At 56.0% G+C, this 18,285-nt stretch carries 16 protein-coding genes and 1 pseudogene; 4 read left to right on the top strand and 13 right to left on the bottom strand.

What is annotated here, in order from left to right; all coding sequences use genetic code 11:
* Positions 1-9 precede the first annotated feature (9 nt).
* The 4 genes and pseudogenes from LC094_RS09980 to LC094_RS09965 form a co-directional block, all read right to left on the bottom strand.
* Entirely contained in the window at positions 10-762 is a 753-nt protein-coding gene (locus LC094_RS09980; RefSeq protein WP_226552462.1) for a DNA-methyltransferase, read from the bottom strand.
* Positions 717-1,304 (bottom strand): ParB/Srx family N-terminal domain-containing protein, encoded by a 588-nt coding sequence (locus LC094_RS09975; RefSeq protein ID WP_226552460.1) that lies wholly within the window; start codon positions 1,302-1,304, stop codon positions 717-719. The genes LC094_RS09980 and LC094_RS09975 overlap by 46 nt, the downstream gene beginning before the upstream one ends.
* A gap of 725 nt (positions 1,305-2,029) precedes the next feature.
* Positions 2,030-2,744: pseudogene (locus LC094_RS09970) on the bottom strand (IS6 family transposase).
* Between the two features lie 106 nt (positions 2,745-2,850).
* Entirely contained in the window at positions 2,851-4,296 is a 1,446-nt protein-coding gene (locus tag LC094_RS09965; protein ID WP_226552458.1) for a hypothetical protein, read from the bottom strand.
* A 233-nt stretch (positions 4,297-4,529) separates the two neighbouring features.
* On the opposite strand from LC094_RS09965, the gene LC094_RS09960 reads away from it, so the two are divergent.
* From LC094_RS09960 to LC094_RS09945, 4 genes are all read left to right on the top strand, one after another.
* A complete protein-coding gene (locus tag LC094_RS09960) occupies positions 4,530-5,867 on the top strand; it encodes a glutamine synthetase family protein (protein WP_226552457.1) in 1,338 nt (445 codons plus the stop codon).
* A gap of 12 nt (positions 5,868-5,879) precedes the next feature.
* The gene (locus tag LC094_RS09955; RefSeq protein WP_226552455.1) at positions 5,880-7,172 is read left to right on the top strand and encodes an NAD(P)/FAD-dependent oxidoreductase; all 1,293 of its coding nucleotides are present in this window, start codon (positions 5,880-5,882) and stop codon (positions 7,170-7,172) included.
* Between the two features lie 121 nt (positions 7,173-7,293).
* Complete coding sequence (locus tag LC094_RS09950) at positions 7,294-8,196, top strand: polysaccharide deacetylase family protein (protein WP_226552453.1); 903 nt, start codon at positions 7,294-7,296, stop codon at positions 8,194-8,196.
* A gap of 1 nt (position 8,197) precedes the next feature.
* Positions 8,198-9,253: a C45 family autoproteolytic acyltransferase/hydolase gene (locus LC094_RS09945; protein WP_226552451.1), complete on the top strand. Its 1,056-nt coding sequence runs from the start codon at positions 8,198-8,200 to the stop codon at positions 9,251-9,253.
* A gap of 24 nt (positions 9,254-9,277) precedes the next feature.
* Here the strand turns inward: LC094_RS09945 and LC094_RS09940 are convergent, their stop codons facing one another.
* From LC094_RS09940 to LC094_RS09900, 9 genes are all read right to left on the bottom strand, one after another.
* Positions 9,278-10,171 (bottom strand): helix-turn-helix domain-containing protein, encoded by an 894-nt coding sequence (locus LC094_RS09940; RefSeq protein WP_226552449.1) that lies wholly within the window; start codon positions 10,169-10,171, stop codon positions 9,278-9,280.
* 1 nt (position 10,172) lies between these two features.
* The gene (locus LC094_RS09935) at positions 10,173-10,802 is read right to left on the bottom strand and encodes a TetR/AcrR family transcriptional regulator (protein WP_226552447.1); all 630 of its coding nucleotides are present in this window, start codon (positions 10,800-10,802) and stop codon (positions 10,173-10,175) included.
* A gap of 146 nt (positions 10,803-10,948) precedes the next feature.
* On the bottom strand, positions 10,949-11,977 hold the full coding sequence (locus LC094_RS09930; protein WP_226552445.1) for a branched-chain amino acid ABC transporter permease: 1,029 nt from the start codon (positions 11,975-11,977) through the stop codon (positions 10,949-10,951).
* The gene (locus LC094_RS09925; protein WP_226552444.1) at positions 11,974-12,852 is read right to left on the bottom strand and encodes a branched-chain amino acid ABC transporter permease; all 879 of its coding nucleotides are present in this window, start codon (positions 12,850-12,852) and stop codon (positions 11,974-11,976) included. Before LC094_RS09925 ends, LC094_RS09930 begins: the two co-directional genes overlap by 4 nt.
* Position 12,853: 1 nt before the next feature.
* On the bottom strand, positions 12,854-13,570 hold the full coding sequence (locus tag LC094_RS09920) for an ABC transporter ATP-binding protein (protein ID WP_226552442.1): 717 nt from the start codon (positions 13,568-13,570) through the stop codon (positions 12,854-12,856).
* A 3-nt stretch (positions 13,571-13,573) separates the two neighbouring features.
* Complete coding sequence (locus LC094_RS09915; protein WP_226552440.1) at positions 13,574-14,323, bottom strand: ABC transporter ATP-binding protein; 750 nt, start codon at positions 14,321-14,323, stop codon at positions 13,574-13,576.
* A 2-nt stretch (positions 14,324-14,325) separates the two neighbouring features.
* The gene (locus tag LC094_RS09910; protein WP_226552438.1) at positions 14,326-15,672 is read right to left on the bottom strand and encodes an ABC transporter substrate-binding protein; all 1,347 of its coding nucleotides are present in this window, start codon (positions 15,670-15,672) and stop codon (positions 14,326-14,328) included.
* A gap of 102 nt (positions 15,673-15,774) precedes the next feature.
* Entirely contained in the window at positions 15,775-17,184 is a 1,410-nt protein-coding gene (locus tag LC094_RS09905) for an amidase (protein ID WP_226552436.1), read from the bottom strand.
* A gap of 713 nt (positions 17,185-17,897) precedes the next feature.
* Complete coding sequence (locus LC094_RS09900) at positions 17,898-18,257, bottom strand: cupin domain-containing protein (protein ID WP_226552434.1); 360 nt, start codon at positions 18,255-18,257, stop codon at positions 17,898-17,900.
* Positions 18,258-18,285 lie beyond the last annotated feature (28 nt).

Raw genomic sequence — 18,285 nt, 5'->3', positions numbered from 1 at the left:
GCGCTGACGTCACACATCACAGTCCCGCACGGAGTCCCGTCCTGTCACCTTTCTCCAACGGCGCAAGGCGGTGTCCACGTATCCGGGATCAAGCTCCATCCCGTAGGCCACACGCCCCACCTCTTCCGCCGCAATCAGGGTTGCGCCGGCCCCAAGGAAGGGATCGAGAAAAATGTCGCCTCGCGCAGAGACGTCCAAAATCGCATCCTGGATCATCGCCATCGGCTTCGCCGTCGGATGCGCCCTGAGCTCCTCCATCCGCCCCTCTCGGAAGGTATTCACACCGGGGTAGCGCCAGAGGTTGGTTCGGTTGCGCCCATAGCGGCCAAGCTGCACATTGTTCCGGTGCGGCGCCCTCCCCTTACGGTAGACGAAGACAAGCTCGTGCTGAGAGCGATAGAGCGACCCCATCCCGCCGTTGGTCTTGGCCCAGACACACAGGTTCAGGAAGGCATCAAAGCTTGAGCGGCCAGCCGCCTCGATCTCCCGGACGTGGCGCCAATCCATGCAGGTGAACCACACCGCCCGATCCTCGCTGCTGTTGGCAGCATTCGAGAACACCTTTGTCAGAAACGCCGAGAATTGCGCCGAGGTCATTTCTCCGGAGGCCTGCGCGAAGTCCTTGTGGGTGATCGCGCCATTGCCGCAGACATGCCCGTCGATCGGCACATTGTAGGGCGGGTCCGTGAACCCCATCGCGGCGCGACGACCGCCCATCAGCGTTGCATAGCACGCCGCATCCGTTGCATCGCCGCAGAGCACCCGGTGCTCCCCAAGATGCCAAAGCGTCCCGACCCGGCTGACCGTCGGCAGGTCGAAATTGGGGATCGGGGCTGTTTCCTCGTCCGCCCATCATCCACCGCGTGCTCGCCGATCAGAAGATCAATCTCGGGCACCTCAAAGCCCGTCACCTCCAGACTGAAATCAAGCTGCATCTCCGACAGGCTGGTCAGTTCCGCCGCAAGGATCTCGAGATCCCAACCGGCATTCAGCGCGATTTTGTTGTCCGCCAGCATGAGAGCGCGCTTTTGCGCCTCAGACAGATGGAACAACCGGATCGCCTGCACCTCATCCAGACCCAGGTTCTTCGCGGCCTCTAGGCGGCCATGTCCGGCGATCAGCACATTGCCTTCGTCGATCAATATCGGGTTGGTGAACCCGAAGGTCTGGATACTCTCCCCGATCTGACGGATCTGTTTCCGACTGTGGGTGCGAGCGTTATGGTTTGATGGTTTTAGCTCGAGCGGGGAGACCCGCTCCAAAATGAGTGACATTGCATAGCTCCGATGGATGCGGATGCGCATCACACGCATACGATGAATGAAACCGCCACACGGCGGCCGAATTTACAGGATTTCATTCGCTCGCCCGCAATCATCCAAAAGCGCTTGAACTTGCTCCATCCGGAACCGTGCACTCACCTATCCATACCGACGATGAGTCGTCTCATCCGAGACCTGTGTCCGTTGCTCATTCCAGGCACCGGGCGGCCACCCATTCCCCACTCTAAAGAACTCGAGAGTTCAGTGGGACAAAGCCCCAGGGATCGAGGCCTAAGCAAATATGAACATAGACAGAACATCCGCGCAATCATTTTTTGCACTTACGAACTAAGAGCCGTTCCAAATCGTCTTTGAACCCGAGGCCTGAAATGATTTAATATATTGAAATATGATTCAAAAATAAAATCACCCCATGGCGGCGAGCGCGCAAAAAATGTTGCCCCTTTGTTCTCTCCGCACGACGCACCGAGGCTCAAACCAATGCCATCAGGCAAAACGGCTAGGTGGCTGACGCTAGACGCCAGCAATCGCGATCACCAAACCCGAACCAATCAGACCGTTGCAATCAGGCGGGGTCCACATACGTCCACACATGACAAGACCCAGCCTTCTTATCTCGGGTTTCGATCACAAAGCTTTCCAGCATTTGCCCTCGTGATCCACTGCCCGCCACAAGAAGTGCCGTTCGCTGTTGATTTTCAAGGGAGGTGTCAGACAAATTCGAACTCGTCTCCACATGGACAGTGTCACTGTCCCTTATTCGCGCGGAGACCGCGCCACTCGGCAAGAGCAGCGGCACGGTTCAGTTTGAAATTTGGTCTCGAGGAGAGGCTGTGCTCCAAGTTAAACAGGTTGTAGACAGAGGCGTGGATGGCGGAAAATTTCTGCAAACTTCGTATGCGTCGAAAACGAAGCATCGCGCGTTCCCGCCTTCGAAATGGCAGATGGGAGTTTTCGGCGCCATTGTTCAACCAGCGCCCTGTTTCCTAGCGATGCGCAGCGCCGATCTCATCGCAACGCGGCACCGTATGATCGGAGCTTATCGGTTACGATCACTTCGGGTCGGCCGTGCTTGCGCAGTGCTTTTCTTAAGAAATTCAATACCACACGCTTATCTCGGGTTTTGGTTACAAAGCTTTCCAGAACCTCCCCCTCATGATCGACTGCTCGCCAAAGGCAATGCCGTTCACCGTTAATTTTCACGAACACTTCGTCTAGGTACCATCGCCAATGGCTCGGCCTCATACCCTAGATCCGTCGCGTTTTAAGCTCGGACGCGAAGATCAGACCAAACCGGTGCCACCAATATCGGACAGCTTCATGGCTCACTTCGACTCCCCGCTCATGAAGAAGATCTGCAACATTCCGAAGCGACAACAGAAAGCGAGCGTACAACATTACCGCGAGGCGGATATTTTCCCTGCTCACTTTAAAGTACTTGAACGGAGAGCGTTTGGTCATCGCACGAGGCTACGAGACCGCACCACCACACTCAAGCCAATTTCCTCTGAAAAACTAGCACGACAGTTTCTGCCAGCGGATCTACAAATTTTCTGCTCGATACTGCTTAGTCGAGCCAAATACAAATTGCAGAAAAGAGCCCCATTGACAGCAAGCCATAGAGCCCATTGCTGATCAAACCAACACGCCACGGGTTCCCTCCGATCACACGCGCCGACAAGCGGACCGAGGCTGAATAGGGCGCGATGCAAATTGCCGTGGACCAAACGAAGACCAACATTACGGCCATCGAAACAGGGCTGATAGCTAATACCTCCGCCTGTGGTAGCAACCCCGCGAGCAAAGAGAGTCCGATAATCGGGCTAAGCCCGAGAACGGACGCCCCGACCGCAGCCCAAGCGAAGGCTACGAGCGCGACACTGCCCGTCAGACCAAGGCCGTTCATTGCGTCCAGAAACGCTGCCATGTCGACGACTTGCGCCAAGACACCCCCAATGAACGTCGCACTTGAAAATATGACGATTTCAGATCGAAGTCCTAAGACATTCTGAGCGACACCCGACCCGATTTTGAAAAGATCGTGCCACGCAGTCTGGCGCTCATGGACCATTTGCAGACCGGCCCAAGCAACTGCGATCATCGGGGCCGCGACCAGGACCGACGAGGAAAACCGCACGCTGAACAGAAGTGCAATTCCAGCGGCCAAAACTGGCACCGACAAAACAACCCCTAACGCAGGAACGGTCTGACGCAATGCTGGAGGTCGCGCATCAGCTGTCGGATCGTCGGTTGGAGTAAGACGATCCAACCCCCACCCGAGCAGGACCAATACCAACCCCAAAGGCGCTGTGATTTGCGCCACGTTACCGTAGGACACACTGGGCATGTAGATGGTCACCAACACCATGGCGACGGACACAGGCGACCACATAGGCACGAAGCAAAATCCGCGTAACACCGCAAGAATGCCTCGAAGTTTCCTTTTGGCCTCAGCGGTCCCTTTCGCCGACCCCGCATCAAGATTCCGTCCGGTGCTGATCATCGCCCCAAGTAGTCCGATGGTCCCAATGTTCAGGAGAAAACCAAAGGCCACGGCTCCAAGGCTGGTCAAGAGATAGCGTTTCCCTGCCGTCTGACGGACAAGTACTTCCCCCGCGCGCTGAAACATCGCGGAGCGAGTGGCAACCGCCTGAAGTACACTCATCGCTATGAGAAGATAGGCCATATAGGCAGAGCGATCCGCCATGTTCAGGATATCGCCAACGCTGAGACGCCCGAGGCTTACGAACGTCAGGGCCATCACAACACTCAAGAGCGCCAAGGATCGCGCCATGATGCTCAGGCGCCGGCGCTCAGTCACCGCAAAACCTATAAAACCAGCGGCCTCAATGATCCGAAGGCAAGTTTGGTCGGAAAAAATCTCACCAATGGCGCCGACGCTCAACGCAAGGAGAAACACATATGACAGCACGTTGCCCGCCCCTACATTCTTGAAACTGGGGCCTTGGCCACTTGCGGCCGACTGCATGACGCAGGCACGGAACCGTGCCAAAGACATCACATAGAATATGCGCTCCCAACTGGACGAAAGGATGCTACCCACTTTTGAGGCTTCGACACATACCCACACAAGGGTAGTCCGCCAGCCCGGCCCCCAGCACATGCCAAAGACTTCGCCACGACCCTCTACCCACTATGAGGTAGAGCCGCAGGCGCAACTCGCCGCTAGACTGTTTGGTAACCCAGCAAGACCGGGTTTCACGCCGATGTGGAGATCAATTGCCCATGCACACCAGCCTCAATGACGAGCACGTCCCAGCCGTGAACAAGGGCACTCATTTTTACGCGTGTATCTGCGATCTAAACGGACAATTCCGTGGGAAACGGCTTGCAATTGACCTGCTTGAAAAGGCGACGATGGACGGCATCAGAATGCCGCTCTCCGCGGCCGGCGTGGACATCTGGGGCACCGATGTCGTTGAAAGTGGACTGACCTTTGAAAAAGGCGACCTCGATGGGGTTTGCCGGCCAATCGGACGTGGTCCGATAAACATTCTGGGCAGTGATCCAAGCTCCCTGTTGCTTCCCATGTGGATGCAGAAGGATACAGGCGAGGCATTCTTTTCCGATGCCCGCCAAGTCTTGGCCCATGTACTGCGCGGCTATGAGGACAGGGGGCTAACGCCTGTCGTTTCAACCGAGTTAGAGTTTCACCTCGTCGAGCCCGGCGAAGCGCGCTTGGTCCCAATCCAGCTGGATCGATCCGCCCCTTCTGGAAAGTTCGACAACATCTACTCAATCCAAGAACTGGATAAAACGTCAGCGTTCTTCGACGAAATTCACGCCCTCGCCCAGCAGAGTGACATCGCCATAGACTCGATCATTTCCGAGGGCGGTCCACGTCAGTTCGAAGTCACGCTCAAACACCAAACCGATGCCTTGAAAGCGGCCGACGACACGCTCCTGATCAAGCAAATCGTGCGCGCCGTCGCTCGACGCCACGGTGCTCAGGCCTGTTTCATGGCAAAACCCTATGCTGATGCGCCGGGCAACGGGATGCATGTCCATGCCTCACTGCTCAATGCCAAAGGCCAGAATATTTTCGACGATGGTACGCCCCAGGGATCGCCCGAGCTTGGTTTTGCAATCGCCGGATTGATCGCGTCGATGCAGGAGTTCTGCCTGATCTTTGCCCCCCATGCGAATTCTTATCGCCGATTTTCTCCCGACAGCCTTGCCCCAACGAAGGCCAGCTGGGGGTATGAGGACAGAACTTGCGCGATCCGCGTTCCGGGCGGACCGAATGTAGCCAAACGCTTTGAGCACCGCGTCTCGGGCTCCGACACAAACCCTTACCTCGTGCTCGCAGCAATCTTGGCCGGGGCTCTGCACGGGCTCGCAAATCGGAATGCTCCTCGCTCACATTCAAAGGACGTGCCGGGAACGGACCTGAGCACCAACTGGGATGAGAGCCTGAAGGTATTCAAGGCGTCCCAGCTCGCCAAAGACCTCCTGCACCCCGGGCTCGTTCATTACTTTTCGGCCTGCAAACAACAGGAACTAAATCGCTTTCGCACCGAGCTATCCGAGTTCGAAATTGAAACCTACAGATCGACAGTTTGACCGGAAAATCCAATGTTCGCGCCTTACGAAAACACCTATTATACGCACACGGCCAATAAGATTGCGCCGTTCGGCCAGCTCGACGGCGATGTCGAGGCTGATGTTTGCATCATCGGCGGTGGTTTCACTGGCGTTGCGTCCGCCATCGAACTCGCCGAACGCGGCTTGTCTGTCGTGCTTCTTGAAGCCAACCGGATTGGCTGGGGGGCAACAGGGCGAAACGGTGGCCAAATCACCGGCTCGCTCTCCGGCGACACGGCCATGGAGCGCGAATTCACAAAGACGCTCGGCGCGAATAACGCCAAAGCGCTTGTCTGGAGCCTCCGCTGGCGTGGGCACGAGATTATCAAGTCGCGGGTCGAAAAGTACCAAATCGCCTGCGACCTGAAGCCTGGGCACCTGCATGCGGCTTGGAATGACGCGCACCTCAAGGACCTAGCGAAGTTCTACGAACAGGCCTGCGCGCATGACATGGAGCACGAGGTCGATCTTTTGGACCGCCACACTGTTCAATCCGCAGTGGGCACCGACATATATGTGGGTGGCATCCTGAACCGGCGCAACATGCACGTCCATTCGCTCAACCTCTGCTTGGGTGAGGCAGATGCGGCGCGCAGCTTGGGCGCTCGGATTTTTGAAGGCACCGAGGTCACCGCTATCGAATACGGTGTGCGCCCCCGGGCGGTTACGAAAACCGGCAGCGTCAAAGCCCGCAAGATCCTGCTGGCGGGCAACGCATACCACCGTTTGGGCGGTCGCAAACTGCACGGCCTGCTGTTCCCCGCAACTCTTGGGGTAGTGGCCACCGAACCTTTGTCCGAGGAACTGGCGCGCAAAATCAATCCTATGGATATCGGCGTCTATGACACCCGGTTCGTGCTGGATTACTACCGGCTGACCGCAGACCGGCGCCTGCTGTTCGGGGGCGGAACCAATTATTCCGGTAGCGACCTTGCCAATATCGACCAGAAATTGCGCCCCGCAATCGAACGGACCTTCCCCGACCTGAAGGGCATCGGCATTGATTTTGCGTGGCAAGGCACTGCGGGCATCACGATCAATCGTATCCCTCAACTGGGACAGATCACCGACAACGTTTTCTTTGCTCAGGGTTATTCTGGTCACGGCATCGCCACCTCACACATCATCGGTGAAGTCATGGCCGAAGCCCTGACGACAGGCAGTCAAGAGTTCCATGCGCTTGCAAACGCGCGTCAATGGCGCGTGCCTCTGGGACGCACAATTGGCAATCAACTCCTGTCCCTCGGCATGTGGTTTTACCAACTCCGAGACGCGCGAACATAGCGATTTTTACGGGTCCGATCGGACAAGGTTTGGCTCGAAACGAACACCTCACGCGAGCGGCGCGCTCTCTCCCCACTCCACTGTGTCGCCCGCCTTTTCCCCAATAAATGGAGCGCAGATAATGTCCCTGGCATGTGGCCTGACTTTTGATTTCGACGCCGCCTCCGTGTGGCTAGGATCCTACCAAAGCCGGAACCCGTCGATGATCTCCCGTGGTGAATTCGGCGCCGTTGCCATGTCTCGCATTTTGGACCTGCTCCGAAAGTACGAAATCGCGGCATCTTTCTGCGTCCCTGGCCATACTGCGCTGTCCTATCCTGATCTCGTTAGGCGCATCGCAGATGAAGGCCACGAAATCGTCCATCACGGCTGGGTGCACGAAAACCCCGCGGATTTCTCTGAGCAGGATGAACGCCGCAATATAGAGCGCGGCTTAGAGGCGATTTTCGCCGCAGCTCAGGTGGTTCCCAAAGGCTATCGGTCACCATCGTGGGACTTTTCCGAACGCACCATCGGGATTTTGAAAGACTTTGGGTTCGCCTACGACAGTTCCCTCATGGGCTCAGATTTTACGCCCTATTATGCCCGGCAAGGCGATGTGTTCGACGACGTGAACCCTTTCATCTTCGGCGAGAATATCGACTTGGTTGAATTGCCCGTAAGCTGGTTGATGGACGATTTCCCGCATTTCGAATTTGTCGAGAACGACACGTATGGCCTGTCCGCCCCGTCCAAAGTGGAAGAAATCTGGAAAGGCGAGTTTGACTACGCTCATCAGCACGTGTGTGATGGCATCTTCTCGATCACGATGCACCCACAGGTCATTGGCCGCGGGCATCGCATGTTGATGCTAGAGCGGTTGATCCAGTACTTCAGCGCGGATGGGAAAGCCCATTTCACGACCCTCATCGACTACGCCGAAGCCTGGCGAGCTGCGCATCCTTTGGATGTCTGGGTACGGTCCAACGCTGTCCAAGCACAACACGCCTCAGGGCGCGCAACACTCCCTCATCAGAGCACCTAAGATGACATACGTTTTCCGTTCTAAAGAAACAGACCCCTATCGTCGCGGCGTCGAATTTGGCACACACCATTCGGAAAAGGTTCGCGCCACGGTTTGGAAATATGCGCAGATGTTCGAGGAATTCGCCAACGCGCCCGTGAACCTCGAAGAGTATGGAGGCTCTGCGCTTGAGAGCATCCAGGACTACGCGCCTGAACTCGCGAGTGAAATTGAGGGCATCGCCAAAGGGGCTGGCCTGTCCCCGCATGAGGTAGCTGCGATCAACGCCCGGACCGAAATCCTTGCGTGTATCGGAGCGCAAACCAGAGGCGAATGTTCCGCCGTTATCCTACTCCCCCCCGGCGACGCCGTGCCATTGGCTATGCAGACGTGGGACTGGTACTATGCCCTCGCGGACAGCTGGCTGGTGTGGGAAATCCCCCATGCGGACGGTTCGGAAACTCGGGTCATGACCGAGTACGGTATCGTCGGAAAATCTGGGATCAATTCACACGGCGTAGGTCTTCTCTTTACCATCCTGCATCACAGTGATGATGGTGAGGGGATCGGTGTGCCAGTTCATGTGGCTGCCCGAGCGGCGCTAGACCGTGGCGTCGACATTAATGTCGCGGCCCGAAACCTTGCCCAAGCGAAGGTGTCAGCTTCGAGTTCGATAAACCTCGTCTCCTACGAAGCGGGCGTGAGTGCAGCCCTTTCTGTAGAGCTTCACCCCGGTGGTCCAAGTTTCGTGTCTCCCGACCAAACTGGCCTTTTGGTCCACACCAACCATTTTCTGTCTCCAGAACCGTCAAAATATGACACCGAACCGCATGCTTTCCCAGACACTATAATCCGACGCGACCTACTTATCCGGCGCTGCAGACAGACCGATGTGACCAGCATTCCCGATCTGGTGAGCGTCATGTCCAGCCACTTGGGTAGCACGGCTGCCGTGTGCTGCCACCACGATGTCGCGAAGAGTTCGACACCTCAGTACGAGACGCTGGCAACCGTCATGCTAAACTTTGTAGATAAGTCGCTACGTGTTCACGCGGGTGGGCCATGTTCTATCAGCTAGAAACTCCGGCCCTCCGGCGTTCGCTCAGCAATCCCAAGCCGACCCGGCGGGCCTCTGGCAGAGGAGAAACAGTTCAGCCGTCGAAGAAATCTCAAGCTTGGCGTAAAGGTTCTTGCGATGCACTTTGACGGTTCCAGCTCTGATCCCCAAGATCAAGGCGATGGAGTCGTTGGTGTGCCCTCGCAGCATCAAGGCCGCGACCTCTGCCTCTCGCGGGGTCACGCCTCGATCCGGCCCAAGACGCCCGACCAGCAGTGGCGTGAAGGCTCTAAGAGTGTCTTCATCACGCCCAATGCGCTGAAAAAACATCCGTTCAAACCAGAGCGCACAATGCTGTTTCAACGCCACCGACAAGAGAGGCCCCATATAGGCCATACTATCGCAATCGCCTTGCGCGAACACAGTCGATTGGGCGCTGCGACTGATGGACAAATGCAGAATGTGTTCCGAGTCTTGGCTCGAAATCAAACCGAGTTCGTCAATCATTCCGACTTGCCGGTAATAATGGTCGAAAAAGGCACTGTCGAAAAACTCTATCGGCGCTATCGATTGAAGCGTGTGAACCGTATCCTGCGACCCTTTCATAGCCTGCTGGAAAAAAGGGTCGTTTTGGTACGCCATATCGTCATGCAGCATACCGAAATAGTCCGGAACTTCCGGCGCCCATTGGTGCAGAACGAGCGGTTTTCGAAGCGGCGAAAAGGCAACGACAACGCAATTGTCGAAGTGAATCCTCTCGCGCACAAAGGCACGCAGCCGTTCAAAAAACGGCCTTTGACCTACGGCAGAGAAAAGCTCACCTATCGCGACTGGGTCAATCCAATCAGCTCGGGCCTGCCGTACATCGGATCCACAAAGCGCGTGATGTACTTGTGTGCGGTTATAGAGCGCGCGCGTAGCCAGACTGTGCATGGTCATATTAAGCCTCGATCAAGCCCAAATGCCGCGCGAACAATTTAGCAGCATCAATCAGGTCGGCTGGGTCCGGTTCGCCCGGCAGGACAAGCTCTTGCAAAATCATGCCATCCATCGTCGCCATAACGAATTTCGCGAGGCGCTGAATCTTTTCTCGAACGGCCTCATCAGCATCAGGAAACAACAGAAGAAACACGTCGGCGTGTGCTTTGATATAGGTCCGATACTGGTCCTGTGCGATCCACGACGCGTCGGGTCGACGTAGAGCGTAGAAGGTAAGCTCATATTGAACCACCTGATCACCAAAGCTCTCTTTCACGATGTCCCAGTCTGTCTCAACGGCGCGGGTAATGCATTCATCCAAGCTCTTCGATCCGGCCGTGCCCGTCCGCAAACGGAGGGCCATACCGGACCCAAGCCGATCGAGGACCGCGCAGAGCAATGCTTCCTTGGTTTCGAAATGATAGTGCAGCGTCCCATGCGGCAGATCGGCTTCTTTAGCGATGTTCCGAGTAGAAGCCCCCGATCCCTCAGCGAGGAGAACCCGAAGCGCGCCTTCGATCAAGCGCTCTTTCGTCGCACGAGCTTTCGCGCCGACTTTTTTAACGGATAGTGCGTTGGTAGGTGTCTTCACTCGACATTATCCTCCATTTACTTTCATGCTTTCATAAGCCCGCTTCAAATTCTGTTACCTGGCGCAATCTTGCCCGTTCAAGCAAGGATTAGCGTGGGAATAATTGGTAAGGCTGCAAGAGCCTTACCATTTACTGCGGGCATCTGTTAGTTGCGCACCTCTTTACCGATGGTCTTGGGCCGGACAACACCGCGCAACTTGGTGAAAGTATCGTCAATCACCTTTGCCAACCCATTCGGCATCAAGATAACAGTCACGATCAACGCCGCTCCCAGAAGCAGGTTTTTTGCGTCGCCGTATCCGGTCGCAATCTCAGTCAGCACCATGATCAAAGCAGTCCCGATCAAGGGGCCCCAGGTCGAGCCCATGCCGCCGACCACCATCATTGCCAAGACGAACAGCACGTTTGAGAACTCGAAAATACTGGGGCCCGCAAACTGGAAATGCGCGGCATAGAGGCCTCCGGCAAGCCCGGTGAAAAAGGCCGACACCACAAAAGCAAGGAGCTGATAGCGTTTGCGGTCCACGCCGCGGCTCGAGGCATAGCCGACATTGTCCCGGATGGCACGGAAGGCCAAACCAAGCCGTCCATGGATCACGACGACAATGGCAAAGATCACAGCAGCAAAGGCGCCGAGGATCACATAGTAATTTCCCAAGATCCAGTTGCCACGGAGGATCGGCTTAAACCCAAAGCCGTCAAACCCAGAGATGCCTCGTGTGCCACCCGAAACAGCGACACAGGACACACCGGAACCATCCAGACAGGACGTATCGGACAGAATTAGGGAATGAACGATCTGGGCAATCGCAAGCGTCAGTAGCGCGATATAAACCCCAGACAGCCGGAGACAGGCCAACCCAATTATCAGAGCAACGACGACAGCCAGGAGAGTTGCTGCAGGTATTGCGACCCAGATGGGGAGGCCGAAATATGTAACCCCCATTGCAACGCCGTAAGCACCACAGGCGACAAACAACAATTGCGCCAGCGAGAACACGCCGGAATGGCCCGCCAAGAGATTCCAGCTCATGGCAACGATCGCCCAAATGAAGAACAAAATGACTTGTCCGAGGAAGAACCGCTCGTCGGAGAGCATCGGCAACAGCGCAAACCCTGCGACGATAGCCATACCAATGAACAAATGGTTTTGTAGTTTCTGAGTGCGTTTCACAGGCGAACCACCCTTTCTTTACCGAACAACCCTTCGGGTCGCCAAATGAGAACCAGAATCACGATGAGAAGCATCGCCGGGAAGCCGAAGTGCAAACCGATGGAGTAACCGACTACGACCTCAGCAAAAGCCAAGACAATCGCCATGACACCCGCGCCCCAGACGTTGCCGAGACCAGCCACGACACAGATCACAAAGGCTTTGAGCATCGGCGCCCCGCCCATCATTGGCGAAAGCGTAGCTTGGGTCGAAATCAGCATGCCGGACACACCAGCCAAGGCACCGGCAAGCGCCATCACCTGCAGGAAAACGGTTTCAGTCCGGACCCCCATCAATCGAGCAGCATCCCGGTTCATAGCTGTTGCGCGAATGGCCCGACCGAACTTTGTTTTCAATAGGAGAAATGCAACAACGCCGACCAGAACCAAGGCGACAAGCAGAATGAACACGGACTGAAGGTTTACCGCCACGCCCCCAATGCTCACAGAGCCGGTCACGCTGAAGGGCTGTGGATACGGATAGCCGCCATAAATCTTCAAAATGGAATCCTCGATCAAGATCGCCAGACCGGCCGTTGCGACCATGATGTTTGTGTGTGCGCCATCTTGTACTATCACCCATTTAGCCACCAAAAGGTGGGCCAGAATGCCAATCGCGGCGCCAACGATAAGTGATACGAAAATCCCAAGGAATGGGGGCAGACCAAGAGCATTGATGGCCGTCATGGCCGCATATGCGCCCAGTGTCATAAAGGCACCATGCCCCATATTCAGCATGCCCAGCGCGCCCCAAATGAGGGACAGGCCAACAGCGGCCAAGGCATACATCGAACCAGTGGTCAGCGATGTAAGTGTGAGTTGAACAAGTGTTTCCACCTCATTTCCCTCCGAGGTAAGTCTGCATGACGTCTTCCGACGCAGCGGCTTCGTCAGGCGAACCACTCCAGACAAAATGTCCGGCATCCATAAGATAAATCTGGTCTGCGACTTTTGAGACGCGGCTCGGGTCCTCTTCGACGATTAGGATCGACGCCCCATCCCGTCGCTTCTCGACAAGTGCGGCATAGATCTCTTCGATCACTTTGGGGGCCAGACCGAGGGACGGCTCATCCAGGATAAGCAGTTCCCCCTTTGCCATAAGCCCTCGGCCGATCCCAACCATGCGGCGTTCCCCGCCAGAGAGGCTTTTGGTTACCTGTCCACGACGTTCGGCCAACCGAGGAAAGAGGGCGTAAACCTCATCCAACCGGTACTTTAGATTTGCGCCTTTTTCGGCGCGGTACGCCCCCATGAACAGGTTCTCTTCAACCGACATGTCGGCAAACAATTGGTCCCCTTGAGGAACATGAACCATGCCGCCCGCGACCCGCCGATGTGCGGGTTCATGCGACACGTCTTGTCCCAAAAACGAGATCGTCCCAGATGTTGCTTTCAGCAGACCTGACAAACAGCGCAAGAAAGTCGTCTTGCCGTGACCGTTTGGTCCGATAATGGCGACAGCATCGCCGCTGTTGAGTTGCAGGGAAACACCGTGCAGCACGGGACGGTTCAGATATCCAGAAACGAGGTCTGTTACCTTTAGAAGTGCGGTCATCTGTCAGGCAACCTCCGAATTTCCAAGATACACACTGCGCACCACGGGATCGCTCCCCAGCTCTTTAGGTGCGCCATCATAGATGAACCTTCCTTGGTGCATGATGATGGCCCTATCGGCGAGCGCGGTGAGAAAACGCATGACATGTTCGATGAAGACGATGGTGATCTGGCCTTTGATGCCCAGCATCAATTCGAGGAACTCATCAATCTCCGAAGGCGTAAGCCCTCCGACCGGCTCATCTAGCAGTAGAACCTTTGGCTCCTGCGCCAACGCCGTGGCCACCATCAATTTCTTGCGCACCAAAACTGGTACACTGGCGACTTCGTCTTCGGCCACATCCAGCAGCCCGAAACGTTCCAACGTGTCGTAGGCCCGTTCTTTGTCTCGCCTGCTAGCGAGCAGCCAACCGCCATCGGAGTGTCCGCCAAAGGTCTGTGCCACCAGCATGTTCTCGAACACAGTCATACTGTCGAAGGCCGCGTTGAGCTGGAATGTGCGAGCTAATCCCATGGAGGCAATCTTGTGAGGCGCCCCCCGACCCAAAGGCTTGCCTTGGTAGAACACATCGCCATTGCTGGGCACCGTAAGACCACTCACTAGATCGAAGAAGGTGGTCTTGCCGGCCCCATTGGGGCCGCCAATTCCGACAACTTCACCTGGGTTGACGGTGAAATCGACATTGTCGACTGCAACCAGCGCGTCATACCTTTTGGTCACGCCCCGGCAGTCAAGAATAGGTTCCACTGTCACCCTTACTCCCCCCCTTTGATCCAAGAGGGAGTCTCATAGTCACGTACCGCATAGGGCCACGGCGAAACGACGTAACCATCCTCCTTCGCATCTTGAATTTGGCTAAAGATATGCGGCATCCCAAGGGACGGATCGTCGGTCTCACCCGGATAGCTGACCGCCGATTGCGTATCATGGTGGAACCGCATTGTACCGACCGGACCTCGGATGTTGATGGCCTTAAGCTTCTCTGCGACCAGACGGTTCTGCGTGTCATCATAGGGCTCGCCTGGGCCACCAGCCAAAGCCGCAGCCGTTGCGTAGGCAAACATGGCCTGATAGGCCATCGCACCGACACTGGGGGACGAATTTTCCCCGTAGCGCTCGCGGTAGCGCGCCGCAAAGCTTGTTCCGATTTCGTCTTGGAGCACCCCGATCACAGACGAATAAAGACAGCCAACCGAGTTTTCCCCCGCAATGTCCCGGAAGGCCCCCAGCGACGGACCATAGAGCATGTAAATCAAACTATCCGTCGGATTGGTCGTGAATTGGTTCATGAACTGAGCCTGATCCTGCACATGATAGTGGGTCATAGCGATCACAGCTGGCGGGTCAGCACGCAGCTTGGCCAGAACCGGCCCCCAATCGGACACGGGCGGGGTGGCAGTTTCAAACAGCGAGATAGTGTATCCATGCTCCGCAGCACCGTCACGCACGGCCGCGGCAATCTGGCCCGTAAAAGAACCCGGCCCGTTGATAATCGCGATCTTGTCGTTGGCCCGGTCGAATTTGCCGGTTTCCTCAAGAGTCTGGATCATATCGAGCAAGCCTTCGCCGTAAATCCGTTCCGGAGGGCAATACTGGAAGATACCCCAGTAACGATCAGGATCCGCAAGCACACGGTCATCATGGGTGGTCGATGTGAATGCGTGCATCGCGATGATGCCGGCATCGGCGGCCGCATTGATCATAGCCGCACCGGTTTCAAGGTTATAGCTGGTGATAATGGCCGATGCGTTTTCACGGTCGATCAGGCGTTGCGTTGCCTGAATGACCATGTCGTCACCTTTGCTCTCGGTATCAGCAAAGTGCACCTCAATCGGACGGCCAAGAATACCGCCTTGTTCGTTGAGCTCCTCGGCAGCCATTTCCAGACCATTGCGAACCTCGATGCCATCCGCCGCAATCATCCCGGTCAAAGACACCGGGCAGCCGATGATCACCGGATCGTTGTTTTGCGCGGTTGCGGCCTTATTCAGCCCAGCCAAAGCGACCGGCGTTGCAACAGATGTGGCGCCCAGCCCTTTCAAGAAACTTCTACGGCTTTTGGCCGGCGTAATTTCGGAGTTTGAAGTCGTTTTACGTTTCATTTTGTTCCATCCTGTTGGTGTGGAAGCCCACGTGTCGTGGGTCTATTCGTGTGTAAGTTGGGATCTCGCCGGAGTGAGACGTATCTCCTCCGGCGAAACCGGTTACATGCGCTCCCAGAGTTCGGTGAGCGAGAAGTTCAGTTGGGCTTCCAGATCTGCGCCAGCGGCGAGAAGGTCGCGATCGAAAAAACGGCGCCCCATAAGCTGAACACCGACCGGGATACCCCGATGAACTCCCACGGGAACGGCGAGAGCTGGCAATCCCGTAAGATTGCCCGTCAAAAGCATACGGTTCTGCGCGGCAATTTTGCCCTGCCCCATCGCGTCCGGTGCTTCATCCTCGACCTGGAAAGCCAGCGCTGAGGCAGAGGGAGAGAGAACAATCGGAAAGTCTTCGAGGAAAAGATCAATTTCGCGCATAATCTCTGTTCGTTCCCGGAATGCCGCGAGATATTGACCAAGGTCATCGGACGCGTTTGCGACCATGATGCTCAGAATACGTTTGAAATCAGGGCCCGCGATTTCCGCCATAGCTTCCGCCCCTTGCGTCAACTCACCGCGCATAAGGGCCGCCGCAACGCGGAGAACATCGGGAATACGCGGGAGGTCATCTACAACCGTCACATCATAACCCGCCGCCGCGAGAGCCTCGGCTGCCGTCGTAATAGCCTGCGCAACGGGCTCATCGGTCCCAAAGCCTCCCGGGTCCACGCAAACAGCAATTTTTGGCTTCACTCCGGCATCAGACCGCGGCATACTCGGCACCCACCACGGATCACGCGGATCGCGTGCGATCAGGACCTCATGAGCCAGCTGTGCGTCAGCCATATTCCGGCATATGACGCCTTGTGAATGCAGTATCTTCACTGCCGGGTTCCATTCAGAGCCATGGGTCGGGCAATATTCAGGAACGACACCCACACTCGGCTTCAGCGCAACGGTTCCAGCGGCAAACGACGGGAAGCGCAGCGATCCACCAATGTCGTTGCCGTGAGCAATCGGCACCATCCCCGTAGCGACTGCGACACCTGAACCGCCGCTCGACCCACCAGGCGTGCGCGTCTCATCCCAAGGGTTCAAGGTAGCCCCGAACAACGGGTTATCCGTGTGGTACCGCATCGAGAATTCTGGCGCATTGCTGCGGCCAAGAATGACCGCGCCCGCTTTGCGAAGATTAGCGATCTGGGGAGAATCATGTTCCGCGATATTATCGGCAAGAGCGACAACGCCATCAGAAGTCGCCTGTCCAGCTTGGTCAGAGTTGATCTTGGTCACGATCGGAACTCCAAGAAGCGGCGGAAGGTCCCCACCCTGTGCGCGGCGCGCATCTGCGGCTACAGCAGCCTGCCGCGCTTCATCGCGTAGATCCACGACAACTGCGTTCAAAACCGGATTAACTCTGTCCATTCGAGCAATGTGCGATTCAAGCACATCCACTGCAGTCACGTTACCTTCGGAAATGGCCCGAGCTATCTCGCGCGCGCTTTTCCGCCACCATTGTTCATCAGTCAAATCCGACTCCTTTGTCTCTTTTCCCTGCTGCATGCAGCCTGTTGTGGACCGCAATCGATCCGCTCGACCGACCGCCCCAAGACCTTCGCGTCACGTCTCCCAAACCGCCTCAGCGGAATAACTGGCAAGAGGAACACAAAGGCCAATTTAGAATTTATTGGCCAATTGGTCAGAAAAATTATCGCGCTACCTTCAATTTTTACACATATGAATCATGCGATTCTTTATTATTGACCATTATTATTGGCCATATGGCCAGATATTTTATTGGCCATATGGCCATTTTTTTTCGACGCTCAAAAAACCGACAAACAACACAGCTTCTGCTGAAAATTCAGCGCCCCAAAACCGCCATCGGTCTTCTTTGCCCTCCAAAGCCAGAACCAAAAGCACTAGCCCACTCTTGACGAAAACGTGTGCTCACCAAGTTTCTTGGAACATTTGCGAGCAACGTTTCTCGATCTGACCAACCGGCCAAGAAGTAGTCGCAAAAACGGGATGGCGAGATCGAATGACGCAAAGTCGGGTCTCTCTTGGGACGGCTCGCTGTCTAAGATTTGATGCGGCTCTTGGCCCCATCAGAGCTTGCCCCTGCCTCTCGACGAGGCTTCATCACAGATGCTGCCAAAGCTCAAAAGAGCACCAAAACCTGAACGAGAAAACTCACGAGCATGGCCAGTTCGAGATTGGGTCAAAAGCGCGTCCCTCAAACCCTAGGCCAAGATGAAGAAAACTTTGCGGACGTGGGACAGGTTTTCCCACGTCCCGGAAAAACCTGCTGAGACCACGAAACTGTCACCGGCGGAATATGTTTCAGAATTTCCGTCAGAATCCGTGAGCCGGACGGTTCCCTCGAGGACATGGCAAAGCTCGTCGAAATCACATTTGCATCGTTCGAGGTGCGGGCCAGCCTCCCAGATCCCTGACACTGCACCTTTGGCATCATCCGAAAAATGACGCCAGCTACGATACACATAGGGAACATCCACCAACGCTGGATCGTCCACGATCACGTCGACCGCATCGGTCGACGCGTCCCGAAAGGCGACTACGTTCTTGGGGCTTTCTTGCATTGAATTGTCCTCTCTTTTCTATCTCGCA

This window comes from Celeribacter naphthalenivorans (genome assembly GCF_020524585.1).
GTDB lineage: Bacteria > Pseudomonadota > Alphaproteobacteria > Rhodobacterales > Rhodobacteraceae > Celeribacter > Celeribacter naphthalenivorans.
This window is presented reverse-complemented; position numbering and strand designations above follow the sequence as displayed.

Coding starts and splice junctions, on each gene's coding strand:
- LC094_RS09975 (WP_226552460.1), bottom strand. CDS start 1,304: ATGCGCATCCGCATCCATCGGAGCTATGCAATGTCACTCATTTTGGAG.
- LC094_RS09960 (WP_226552457.1), top strand. CDS start 4,530: ATGCACACCAGCCTCAATGACGAGCACGTCCCAGCCGTGAACAAGGGC.
- LC094_RS09955 (WP_226552455.1), top strand. CDS start 5,880: ATGTTCGCGCCTTACGAAAACACCTATTATACGCACACGGCCAATAAG.
- LC094_RS09950 (WP_226552453.1), top strand. CDS start 7,294: ATGTCCCTGGCATGTGGCCTGACTTTTGATTTCGACGCCGCCTCCGTG.
- LC094_RS09945 (WP_226552451.1), top strand. CDS start 8,198: ATGACATACGTTTTCCGTTCTAAAGAAACAGACCCCTATCGTCGCGGC.
- LC094_RS09940 (WP_226552449.1), bottom strand. CDS start 10,171: ATGACCATGCACAGTCTGGCTACGCGCGCGCTCTATAACCGCACACAA.
- LC094_RS09920 (WP_226552442.1), bottom strand. CDS start 13,570: ATGACCGCACTTCTAAAGGTAACAGACCTCGTTTCTGGATATCTGAAC.
- LC094_RS09910 (WP_226552438.1), bottom strand. CDS start 15,672: ATGAAACGTAAAACGACTTCAAACTCCGAAATTACGCCGGCCAAAAGC.
- LC094_RS09900 (WP_226552434.1), bottom strand. CDS start 18,257: ATGCAAGAAAGCCCCAAGAACGTAGTCGCCTTTCGGGACGCGTCGACC.